10 protein-coding genes are annotated in these 11,814 nt (G+C 59.1%); 8 read left to right on the top strand and 2 right to left on the bottom strand.

All coding sequences use genetic code 11. The annotated features are described in order from the left end of the window. Position 1: 1 nt before the first annotated feature. The 5 genes from ygiD to EOS_RS39940 all read left to right on the top strand — a co-directional run bounded on the left by ygiD (position 2) and on the right by EOS_RS39940 (position 4,970). Positions 2-823, top strand: coding sequence for a 4,5-DOPA-extradiol-dioxygenase (gene ygiD, locus EOS_RS39960; RefSeq protein ID WP_047897758.1), 822 nt, complete (start codon positions 2-4; stop codon positions 821-823). 20 nt (positions 824-843) lie between these two features. Beyond that, positions 844-1,815: a PDR/VanB family oxidoreductase gene (locus EOS_RS39955; protein WP_047897789.1), complete on the top strand. Its 972-nt coding sequence runs from the start codon at positions 844-846 to the stop codon at positions 1,813-1,815. A 20-nt stretch (positions 1,816-1,835) separates the two neighbouring features. Then, positions 1,836-2,915 carry an acetamidase/formamidase family protein gene (locus EOS_RS39950; RefSeq protein WP_047897757.1) on the top strand — a complete coding sequence of 360 codons (1,080 nt, stop codon included), beginning with the start codon at positions 1,836-1,838 and terminating at the stop codon, positions 2,913-2,915. After that, on the top strand, positions 2,912-3,829 hold the full coding sequence (locus EOS_RS39945) for a LysR family transcriptional regulator (RefSeq protein WP_047897756.1): 918 nt from the start codon (positions 2,912-2,914) through the stop codon (positions 3,827-3,829). Before EOS_RS39950 ends, EOS_RS39945 begins: the two co-directional genes overlap by 4 nt. 157 nt (positions 3,830-3,986) lie before the next feature. Continuing rightward, entirely contained in the window at positions 3,987-4,970 is a 984-nt protein-coding gene (locus EOS_RS39940) for a helix-turn-helix domain-containing protein (RefSeq protein ID WP_053064214.1), read from the top strand. A gap of 70 nt (positions 4,971-5,040) precedes the next feature. Here EOS_RS39940 and EOS_RS39935 read toward each other — a convergent pair whose 3' ends face one another. Both EOS_RS39935 and EOS_RS39930 read right to left on the bottom strand, forming a co-directional pair. After that, a complete protein-coding gene (locus EOS_RS39935; RefSeq protein ID WP_047897755.1) occupies positions 5,041-5,664 on the bottom strand; it encodes an NADPH-dependent F420 reductase in 624 nt (207 codons plus the stop codon). 465 nt (positions 5,665-6,129) lie between these two features. Further along, entirely contained in the window at positions 6,130-6,960 is an 831-nt protein-coding gene (locus tag EOS_RS39930; protein ID WP_047897754.1) for a helix-turn-helix transcriptional regulator, read from the bottom strand. 472 nt (positions 6,961-7,432) lie between these two features. Between EOS_RS39930 and EOS_RS39925 the strand changes: the two genes are divergently transcribed. The 3 genes from EOS_RS39925 (at position 7,433) to EOS_RS39915 (ending at position 11,657) form a co-directional block, all read left to right on the top strand. Further along, positions 7,433-8,491 carry a polyamine ABC transporter substrate-binding protein gene (locus EOS_RS39925; RefSeq protein ID WP_167348989.1) on the top strand — a complete coding sequence of 353 codons (1,059 nt, stop codon included), beginning with the start codon at positions 7,433-7,435 and terminating at the stop codon, positions 8,489-8,491. Between the two features lie 245 nt (positions 8,492-8,736). Next, positions 8,737-10,296: a DUF3138 family protein gene (locus tag EOS_RS39920; protein WP_047897753.1), complete on the top strand. Its 1,560-nt coding sequence runs from the start codon at positions 8,737-8,739 to the stop codon at positions 10,294-10,296. Between the two features lie 68 nt (positions 10,297-10,364). Next, on the top strand, positions 10,365-11,657 hold the full coding sequence (locus EOS_RS39915) for an NAD(P)/FAD-dependent oxidoreductase (RefSeq protein WP_047897752.1): 1,293 nt from the start codon (positions 10,365-10,367) through the stop codon (positions 11,655-11,657). Positions 11,658-11,814 lie beyond the last annotated feature (157 nt).

Below are 11,814 nucleotides of genomic sequence, written 5' to 3'. Positions count from 1 at the left end.
TATGCCATCTGAAAGTTCCGCACGCATGCCGGTCATGTTCTTCGGCCATGGCAGCCCGATGAACGCGATCGACGACAATCGTGCCACGCAAGCCTGGAAAGCGATGGGTGAGGCGGCCGGCACGCCCCGCGCCATCCTCATGATCTCTGCACACTGGATGACCCGCGGCACCGCCGTCACTGCAATGCACAAGCCGCGCACGATCCACGACTTCGGCGCGTTTCCCAAGGCACTCTTCGACCAGCGGTACCCGGCACCCGGCGACCCGGAGCTGGCGAAACGGGTAGCGGAACTGCTCCTACCTACGCCAGTCGCGCTTGATGGCAACTGGGGTTTCGACCACGGCACGTGGTCGGTGCTCGTCAAGGCTTTTCCGCGCGCTGACATTCCCGTCGTGCAGCTCAGCATGAACCGCGCAGGCAATGCCCGCTTTCATTACGAACTTGGCCGTGCGCTCAGACCGCTGCGCGACGAAGGCATCCTGATTGCGGCAAGTGGTAATGTGGTCCACAACCTGCCCGCGATGGACTGGGGTTCGCCCACGATTGGTTTCGACTGGGCGCAGCGCTTTCACGACCACGTGCTAAAGGCGATCATCGACGATGAGCCGGACCAGGTGATCGACTATCAGCGTGCTGGCGAAGCCGCCGCGCGCTCGATTCCCACACCCGAGCATTACTGGCCTTTCCTCTACGCACTTGGCGCGCGCCATGCCGACGATCCGGTGAAGGTTGAAACGAATTTTCTGGAGTACGGCTCGCTCAGCATGCTGAGCTTCATCCTCGGCGGATCAGCGGGCGTGTCGACGCCCGCCCTGACATGAGCGCGCGGGAGGCCGCCATCATGAATGTCGACACCGGTGTGCGCCTGCGCGTGGCGCGCCGGTTCGACGTGGCGGAAAACATCGTGGCATTCGAGCTTGAAGCGGCCAATGGCATGCCGCTGCCGGCGTTCGAAGCGGGCGCGCATCTCGAGATCGATTGCAACGGTCAGGCTCGTCACTATTCGCTATGCAGCGATCCGGCCGATCCCATGCGGTACATGATCGCGGTGCAGCGCGAAGCCGACGGCCGGGGGGGCTCGCGATATCTGTGCGAGTCCGTCGGGATGAACGATTTGCTCGACGTGCGCGGACCACGCAATCACTTCTCGCTGGTGCCGTCAAAACAGGCTCCGCTATTGATCGCAGGCGGTATCGGCATCACGCCCATGCTTGCCATGGCGTGGACGCTGCACAACGCCGGGCAGCGCTTCGAGATGCACGACTTCGCTACGACCGCCGAACGCCAGTCCTTCAAGACTGAGTTGGCCAGCGCGCCGTGGACGTCGAGCCTGACGCGGCACATCGGCCGATGCGACGACTTCGTACCGCTCGTCGGAGGCTTCGAAGGGAGGCACCTTTACGTGTGCGGACCGTTCGCAATGATCGATGCCGTGCTCGACGCCGCACGTGCAATGGGCTGGCCCTCCGAGTTCCTGCATGTCGAGCGTTTCGCCGCACCCGCACCTTCGAGCGATGCCGGTGAGGCACTGCAGCCGACGCTGAACACAGCCTTCGAGGTCGAGCTCGCCTCAACTGGACTGCGCATTGCCGTCGCCGCCGACCAAACTGTTTGCGCAGCGCTCGCCGACGCCGGCGTCGTGATTCCCGTGTCGTGCGAGCAGGGCGTTTGCGGCGCCTGTCTCACGCGGGTGCTGGACGGCATACCCGAGCATCGTGACTGGTTGCTCAGCGCCGCGGAGCAGAGCGCAGGCGACGTTTTCACGCCGTGCTGCTCGCGCTCGAAGACACCGCTTCTTGTGCTTGACCTTTAAACCCAGGAACCGAATTTCTCATGGCACTTATTCGCACAGGAACGACATCACGGCCGGATGTCCAGCCTTCCGCGTTTCACACGCTGCGCGCGACGCCGGACAATGTCCACTGGGGCTATTTCGACGCGTCGATCGCCCCCGCGCTGACGATCAAGAGCGGCGACCTGATCTATGCAGAAGCGCTCACCCATCACGCCGGCGACGCGCCTCACCTGATGATGGACGACACGCTGCACGCGTTGTGGAAAGCCATTCCCGAGCACGACCGCAATCCAGGCGTTCATATCATGACCGGCCCCATTTATGTCGCGGGCGCACAACCGGGCGATATGCTCGAGGTGCGCTACCTGAACATGAGGCCGCGTTGCCGCTACGGGTCGAACCTTGCCGCTAACTGGGGGTATCTATACAAGGAGATGGGAGAAAAGGAGCGCGTTACCATCTACGAACTCGATGACGCCGCGAACCACGCCTCCGCACTCTATGCCTACGATTTCAAGGGCAAGTACCTGACTCCGGGCACCATCACGGATTGCCCCGTTTGCGACCGCGAAAGCGCACTCGCGGGCGTGCGTATTCCCGCCCGGCCTCATCTGGGCACGGCCGGCGTTGCGCCCGCGGTCAATGGCCGGGTGAGCACGATTCCGCCGGGGCGGCATGGCGGCAATATCGACAACTGGCGCATTGGCGCGGGCGCAACGATGTATTACCCGGTGCAGGTGCCCGGCGCGCTATTTTCCATCGGCGATCCGCATGTATCGCAAGGTGATGGCGAGGTGAGCGGCACGGCCATCGAGTCGTCGCTCAACGTCACGCTGCAGATTGTGCTGAGAAAGGACTTTTCGTTTCCGGCGCCGCTGCTGGAGACAGCCGATAGCTGGATCGTGCATGGCTTCGATCCGCAACTCGACCAGGCGCTTCGCAATGCTTCGCTCGATACGATGCTGCTGCTCGAAGAACATGTCGGACTGTCGCGTAATGACGCCTATTCGCTGATGAGTGTGGCCGGGGATGTGGGCATCACGCAGGTGGTGGACGCGACGTTGGGCGCGCACGTGCGGATTCCGCGCGGCATCTTTCCCGCTCTTGAGCACAAATGAATCGCCTGCGCGAAATCGAATCGTTCGTCGGAGTGGTGGAGTCGGGCGGGTTCGCGGCCGCTGCGGACCTCGAGGGCGTGTCGCGCGCCTTGATGTCGCGCACGGTGCTCGAACTGGAAAAGCGCCTTGGCGCGAGGCTGCTTCACCGGACCACGCGGAAGATTTCGCTGACTGCCGCGGGCGAAGCGTATTACCGCTCCTGTCGCGAGATACTGCAGCAACTCAATATGGCGGATCAACTCGCGCAAAACGAGCGCGCGAACGCCTCGGGGGAACTGAGGATTAGTGCGCCGGTAAGTTTCGGCATTGCGCATCTGGCGCCGCTCTGGGGCAAGTTTCTCGAGCGCGCCCCGGATGTGCGGCCGGTCATCGCGCTATCGGACAGCCTGGTGGATGTGGTAGCGGAAGGCTTCGATCTGGCCATTCGCATTGCGCGGCCCGTGGAATCGTCGTTGGTCCATCGGCGGCTTGCGAGTACGCCGCTAGTCATGTGCGCGTCGCCCGAGTATCTCGAGCGGTACGGCACGCCGAAGGTGCCCGCTGACCTCTCTTCGCATCAGTCGATTGCCTACAGCAATTTCTGCGAACGCAACGAATGGCGCCTCTTGGAGCATTCCACGGGTATTGAGCATATTGCGCGCACCCATCCGGTGATGGCGGCGAACAACGGCGAGACCTGTGTGGCGGCAGCACAAGCTGGAGTTGGCCTTGTCCTGCAACCGGGCTTCCTCGTGTGCCAGAGTATCGAGCGCGGGCTGCTGGTGCCGGTCCTGGAGGATTTCGCGCCGCCGCCCATCGGTATCTACGCCGTGTATCCGAGCCGCCATCAGTTACCGGCGAAGACTCGGGTGGCCATCGATTTTTTCGCCGAGCAGTGGGCCGATGCACCGTGGGCGAGCCCTGTTCGCGCCTGAGTGACCAGCGTGGTGCACCATGCACACGGAGGATTTCTGTTAACCGCTCAAATCCCGTTGGCTCGGCCAAATAGCTCCGAAAATCGCGTTGCCCGCATGGCGCGCCATTTGCATGTGTTCGAAGCTGGACATACCAGTTGCGCGAAGGAAACCGGTTATGGCAATGAAAACCTGGCATTTCTCAACCGAAGAGAGTGCACGCGAAAAACGGCCGACCGTCTGGCAGGAAGCCATGAACGCAGTGTGCCTGCCGGTGACTGCGGCCGACATCGACGAGAGTTTCCAGGGCGACGTAGTGGGCATTGTGTCGCCGATGGGAATTGAATTCTCGCGCCTGCGCGCCACGCCGCTTACCATCTCGGGGTGTTATCGCAATCAGCAGGCGGCACTCTGGCTCGCGTTGCTGCTCGATGGACAATCGGTTTTCACGGAGGCAGGCGAACGCATCGAGATCGGGCGCGGCGACGTGCTGTATGGACCGAGTGGACGTGACTCAACGCTTGAGCTTCAAGCCGATTTCAGGTTGCTCTACGTGCGCGTGCCTTTGACACTCCTGCATCCCAGTCTGGTCGACAGGAACATGCTCCACTGCGGCATCCTTCCCGGTGGGTCCCGCCTCACAAGAGTGCTTGCGGGCATGTTGCGGGCAGTCGGCGATGAACTCGAAGACTTCGATGCGAGCGACATCCACCCGGTCGAAGTCGCCCTGTCCGAGTTCCTCGTAGCGAGTCTTTCGGGCGCGCATGCCAACCGGCGTTTCGGCGACCGCGTGCGCGCGGCGCACTTCCTGCGCATTTGCCAGTCGATCGACCAGCAACTGGGTGACGCTGACCTCACGATGACCCAGATTTGCGAGCAACAACGCATATCGACGCGCCATCTGCAGAAACTCTTTGAAGACGCTGGCATGAGCTTCAGCATATATCTGCGTGATCGCAGGCTCGAGCGCTGCCGCTCGGACCTGACCAGCTCTGCGCATCGCGCTCTGTCAGTGTCGGAGATCTGCTTTCGTTGGGGATTCAATGATGCCGCGCATTTCAGCCGCAGCTTTCGCGCGAAATTTAACATGACACCGCGCGAATGTAGAAATGGCAGTGGCGTCATCGCAAAGGGCGAGTCCATCATGGACCTGCTGAGCTGAGTCGAACTGACAAACAAAAAACCCTTGCTGTCCGCTTGTACAGGCAGCAGGGTTCGTCAATGCAACCAGTTTATGCGCGCTTAAGCCAGGCTGGCGCAATCTGCGTCCCCAGTCCGGCGCCGTAGCCGAGATAGATGTTCAGACCGGCTACCGCCTCAAGATAGCGCGCATTCTTGAGGCCACCGGTGTCGATGGTGTCAAAGCCCATTGACTTGATGAGCGTGACGACGCTTTCCTTGGCAGCGGGATCATCGGATGCGACGAAGACCGGCACCGCCTGTGACGGGAATGTCGCGCCGCCATCGAGCACTTGGGCGAACAGAGTATTGAACGCCTTCACGACCGGTGCCTTGGTCAGCTTCGCGATTTCTTCTCCTGCCGATGTCGTGTGGCCAATGGTCAGGCCCATGTAGTCGGCGGTCAGCGGATTGCTGACATCGATCACTATCTTGCCGTCGAGTGAGCCCAGTGCGGCAAGCGCTTGCGCCGCGTTGTCGAACGGAACAGCCAGTACGACGATCTCCGCGTGGGTTGCGGCTGAATTCATCGGCGCGTGCTTGGCGCCATGTAGTTCTGCGATCTGCGCGGCGCCGTTCGGCTGGCGCCCAGTGACCGTCACCGCATGTCCGGCGGCTGATAATTGCTTGACCATTGCTGCACCGACATTGCCGTAGCCTACTACCGTAACTTTCATGTTGAAGTCCTGACTAGAGCGCGTGTGAGACGCGGGACTTCAATGTAGCGGTTAGCTGCCGGTGAATAAATACGCTGCCGGTTGACTCACTGTCAATCATCAAGCATCTCGTCGTAGGGGTTCCATGATTCCGTTGATGGCGGCCGTCTCGGCCGCAAACCCATGCTCATGGATTCGTCCCGAGTCATCGCGCACGTGGCTTATCTCGCGATGAACTATATGAGTGCCCAAACGGCGGACGAGCGCTCATCACGAAATTCCAGGAGGAATCGGGGTCGTGATCATCACGCCGGACGATGTCGGTGGACTGAAAGGGCGCCCTCAGCAGTACCGAGCCCGTGACGCCGTTCTACATGACATGTGCGCCCCAGGGAGAGGTCAACAATCAACTTAACGACCCGCACAGGCTCATACTTGAGTATCGGGAAGGAACCGTAAGGTTAGGCGGCATTCTGCTGTGTTTATTTAACAGACATGCGAGCAGTTTGACCCAACGAGCGCATTCTTGAGTACAAGCGCTAGCAATTGACGTCTCGAGTCGATTTGCAGTTTCACGAACGCCCGTTTTGCAAACGTCTCGACGGTCGAAGGCTTGACGCCCATTGACTGCGCGATAGCCGGTGTTGTCATGCCCTGAATGAACGCCGAGCAGACATGGGCTTCTCGCGGCGTCAATTTCTCATTCAACCATCGCGCAATCGCGTCGCCAGGCGCTCCCGAGCCCTGCTCGACGGCATTTCTTTCGCCGACGAGGTTCTTATGCACTGCTGCGAGCGGCAGCACGATCAAGGCCAGATGCTTCAGGATGCTCAGTTCCCTGAGTGAAAAAGGTGGCAGGCGTCGCGCACGGCACACGGACATCGCATACTGCGTACCATGCGTCAAATTGAAGGCCACGCACTCGTCGTGAATATCTGCCACGTCATAGAAGATACTGCGTAGCCGAGTATCGACCCGTTGTGCCGACAACTGCATTAACTGCACTTCCCGCTCGCATTGCATCCGATCGAACGTGGGGTCGCTCTGGGCATAGCTCCGATAGTAGAGCTGCATGGTCCGCTCGACTAATTCAGGATTCCTGCCGAAACTTCCGAGCCAGCAGATGCTGCGGGACGTCGAGCACGTTTGTACGTAATCCAGGTGCAGCGAATCGCAATCGACAAAATTCGCGACGGCTTCGAATAGTACCGGAAGGAATCGAGGAGTGCCGACAGCGTCGACGATCGCACCGAGTGCGTATGCCGTGGACGAAAGTTGACCGAGCTGGATATCGACGATGGGTGAGGCGGGAGTCATGACGATGAACGCGCGAAGGATCAGTCTCTCACTAGTAACACGCCAATAAGCCGAAGCAAATTAGCAGATGCTCCTGGTTCGGTGACCTATCGACCAGTCGGCTTGTCCCGGATTTCTGGGACAGACCGAGCAGATTGCGCTTGATAGAGTAGCTGCGAAGCTTGACTGAACAGCCACCCGGCGGCGTCCACTGAGCGCACGAAATGCGCGCTCGTGCAGCAAGGTATCGCCGGCACTCGCTTGTGGGGCATGTCGCCCTCGGCGGCCGTGCGTGCCAAAAACGGGGTAATTCGAACAGCGGCTGGGCGAGTACTACACGCGCGCATTTATTACATTAACGTTACATTTCATTTGCAGGCGGCGACCCATGGCGACGCGCCATCCGCATACGTACGCAGAGGAGTTCACCATGATTGCCTGGCATCGTTGCCATATCCTTGCATACGCATCCACTACGGTTGCGAGCGTTTTGATGACTTTTATCAGCACGCAGGTACATGCTGCCGACACCGAGTTGAATGTCTACAACTGGTCGAACTATATCGCGAAGGACACGATTTCGAATTTCGAAAAGCAGACCGGCATCCATGTCAGATATGACAACTACGACAGTGACGACACGCTGCAGGCGAAGCTGCTTGCCGGCAGCTCAGGCTATGACATCGTTGTGCCGACGTCGAACTACATGGCCAAACAGATTCAAGCTGGCATCTATCAGAAACTCGACAAGTCGAAACTGCCGAACCTCGCGAATCTCGATCCCGTACTGATGCGGAAGATCGATGATGCGGACCCGGGCAATCAATACGGCGTGCCTTGGGCATGGGGTACCGACGGCTTCGGTTACAACGTGCAGGCCGTGAAAAAGGCGCTCGGCGAGAACGCGCCCGTAGACAGTTGGGCGCTCATATTCGATCCTGCAAACGTTTCGAAACTGAAGAGCTGCGGTGTGTCGCTGCTCGACTCGGCGGACGACGCATTTGCCGCGACGTTGCAGTACATGGGGAAGGACACCAATAGCAAGAACCCGGGGGACTACCAGGCGGCGTACGAGGTACTGAAAAAAATTCGCCCTTACATTACGCAATTTAGTTCATCGGGTTACATCGACGATCTCGCCAACAACGACGTCTGTGTCGCACTCGGCTGGTCGGGCGATATAGGTGTAGCACGACGGCGAACCCAGGACGCGAAACGCTCGTACGAGATCAGGTTCACGAACCCGAAGGAAGGGGGAATTGTCTGGTTCGACGTGATGGGCATTCCGAAAGACGCACCGCATCCCGAGGCGGCGCTCAAATGGATCAATTACATTCAGGATCCGAAAGTCAATGCCGCAATTACTAACGAAGTTTTTTATCCGACGGCAAACAAGGCCGCAAGCCAGTATGTGACGCAGGCGATTGCGCAGGATCCCGACGTTTATCCTCCGGCAAACGTACTGGACAAGATGTCACTGGCAAGACCCAAATCCCCGGACATCGCGCGTCTCGAGAATCGCCTGTGGCTGCAACTCAAATCGGGACATTGACGCCGAATGCGGGTGCGTGGTCGCCACGCATCATGGAAATGATCACGACTCGGTGACAACGCGAGTTTGCCTGGCAACGCTCGGACTCGCGTCCGTTGAATTCTCGATGTGGTGACGTTCTGTTGTTTTTCCTCTGTCTACTGGCACTGAGGCGCGATTTTCTGCGCGCCGAGGTACGGCGTTTCCTGTTAGTGCAGGTTCTATAAAAAGAACATATCCCAAAGTAGAGCGTTTGGAGAATTCGCATGAGAAAGAAAATAATTTGCCTGCTTGTGACTTTAGGACTGCCAGGGATCGCGCTTGCCGATTCGACCTCCGCTGATATCGAAGCGCTTCAGTCTCAACTGAAGCAATTGCAGAAGGAAGTGAATATCTTGAAGTCGTCACTGGCGGCGAAATCGTCCGGAGCATCCGCAGGCGGCACGGCGCAGGCGGCTCCTCCCGTCGATGCGTCTTCGCCTGACTACGGCAAGGCGCCCGCCCAGTTGACCAATGATGAGGTTAGCGAAATGAAGCAGCAGATCGCCGGTCAGCAGCTCAAGGTCGACACGCTGACCGACGCAACCATCAGTGGTCCGATTGCAGGCTTGTCCGTGACGGGGTATATCGATCCGTCCTATCTCTACAATCGGGGGGCGGGCACATCGTCCTTCCTGTTCGCCAATCACGACGGCGCGTACAACTACTTCAACAGCACGTTCGGCGATGTCTATCTCGACATCAAGAAGACCTTCGGCGTTGGGCCGATGGCGCCATCGGCAGAAGTTACGCTCATGCCCAACCGGGGTTACGGTACGTTCTTTATGGATGAGCACGGTAGTAGCGGCCTTGACATCCTGAACACGGCCATAGTCACAGTGCCGGTAACGGCGACAACCAGCCTGGTGGCCGGTTTGATGCCTAGCTTCGGCGGTTACGAAGTGCAGCAATCGACCCAGATGCTCACGCTGACGCACAACCTGCTGTACGATTTTTCGGATCCGGGCAGCTACATTGGCGCGGGGGCCAACTATCTGAGCGCGGACGGCCACTGGGCGTGGAAGTTCATGATTGGCAACGAGCAGTACCGCACGGCTGGTTCGGTCGTGCAAACCGGTACGAATGCGTTGGGCGATCCGATCACGTCGAGTAACCGGATGCCGACAGTCACTGCGCGGGTCGACTATATGCGCGGCAGCGCGCTCGATGTTGGCGCTTCGTTCAATATCGGGCGCCAGACGCTGGCCTCAGGCGTGGATAGCAACGGCAACCCGGTATATGGAATCGGCGGTGCCGCGCACAACGCCTACGGCACGTACTTCTTCGCCGAAACAGATGCGACCTATACGCTCGCCGATGTCCAGTACAACGCCGAGCTCGACTATGGTCAGCAACAGAACGCCGCGTATAACGGTGGCCAGGCGCAATGGTACGGCCTGTCGTTGCTGGGGCATCGCAAGTTCAATGTACCGGTGCTCGGTCGCATGGGTGTGACCGCACGCTATGACCTGCTCGTCAATGCAAAGAACGGTGGTGGTGGCGGCGGTATCGTTCAGAACTCGAACGGCATGGATACTGCGAATGGTTTCGGGATCGGCGCAAGCTGCCTCGCGAACTCGAAGGCCAACGGCGGTCTGGGTTTCGAGTGCAAGGGGGCGGCGCACCAGGACGTGGCGCTGGATCTACTGTTTTATCCGACTCAGCAGATTACGGTGAAGGTCGAATATCGTCACGACTGGACGACGCAGAACGTGTTCCTGCGTAGCGATGGCTCGTATGGCAAGTCGAACGACATCCTCGCGACGCAGTTCATCTACGCGTTCTAATTTGCCCGGCTGGCGCGCGACGCCTGGTCATATCGAACGTGCTCCAGTCATCTTCGTCTCTTTTGCCTATGCTCCGATTCTCGAACCAGTCTCACGCCGCGTCGTACTATGCGGCGACCGTCAACGACATGACCCGTCATGCGCCGCTCGGCGGAACATTGGAAGTGGATGTGTGCGTGATCGGTGCTGGCCTGACGGGCATTTCCACTGGGCTGAATCTTGCCGAACGAGGGTATTGCGTCGCCGTGCTCGAAGCATCGAAGGTCGGCTGGGCCGCGAGCGGTCGCAACGGCGGGCAGGTGATCGGCGGCTACGCGTGCGGCATGGACACGTTCGCCAGGTATATGCCCGCCGAGGACGTTACGCGTCTCTGGGCGATGGGTCTCGAAGCACTTGAAATTGTCAGGGAGCGCGTAACGAAGCATCAGATCGATTGCGATTTACGCTTTGGTTATTTGCATGCCGCCAACAAGCCGCGCGATATCGCCGCGCTACGGAGATGGCGTGACGACGCGCAGCAACGCTTCGGCTACGATAAATTCCGTTATATCGAGCGCGACATGATGGCCGACTATGTGCAGTCGTCACGCTATCTAGGTGGTCTGTTCGATCCGGATAGCGGCCATTTGCATCCACTGAATTACACGCTTGGCCTCGCGCGCGCGGCATGCGAGGCGGGCGTACAGATATTCGAGGACACGTGTGTGACGCGTATTCGCGATAAAAACGGGATGCACTTGATCGAAACGGCCAAGGGTTTGGTGCGCGCCAGGTTCGTCGTGCTAGCGGGAAATACCTGGCTTGGTACGCTGGCGCCCGACTTGTCGCGCAAGATCATGCCGGTCGGTACGTATGTGATCGCGACCGAACCGCTTGATCCCGTGCGCTCGGCTGCCTTGATGCCTGCGCAGGCGGCGATCTGTGACAGCCGCTATGCGCTCGATTATTTCCGCCCGACACCTGATCACCGCGTACTGTGGGGAGGGAAGGTCAGCTACTCGACACTCGCGCCAGCCAATCTCGGTGAGGCGATGCGCCGCGATATGCTGAAGACTTTTCCTCAACTCGCGGATGTCAAGGTCGACTACGCATGGGGCGGCCTGGTCGATATCACCATGAATCGCGCTCCGAATTTTGGTCGGATCGCACCGACCATCTATTTCGCGCAGGGGTTTTCAGGGCATGGTTTGAACATTACGGGGCTGGCAGGCAAGCTGATCGCAGAGGCGATCGGTACACAGGCCGAGCGATTCGATTTGTTCGGCAAGATTCGCCATCGCAATTTTCCGGGGGGGCGCCTGCTGCGCACGCCGGTGCTCGCGTTAGCGATGACCTGGGCAAAGATGAGGGATCTGATATGACGTACGGCAATATTCATACTATATAGTAGTACGAATGTATTGAAAACGAAGAATAATGGCGATGTCGTTGGTAGTGGAATAAGTGAACACATCGTGTCCTGTCAAATAGACCTGAAGTGGATATATATGGCAACGCAGCTTTGCAAACCTGTTTCCG

The organism is Caballeronia mineralivorans PML1(12) (assembly GCF_001028175.1).
GTDB lineage: Bacteria > Pseudomonadota > Gammaproteobacteria > Burkholderiales > Burkholderiaceae > Caballeronia > Caballeronia mineralivorans.
This window is presented reverse-complemented; position numbering and strand designations above follow the sequence as displayed.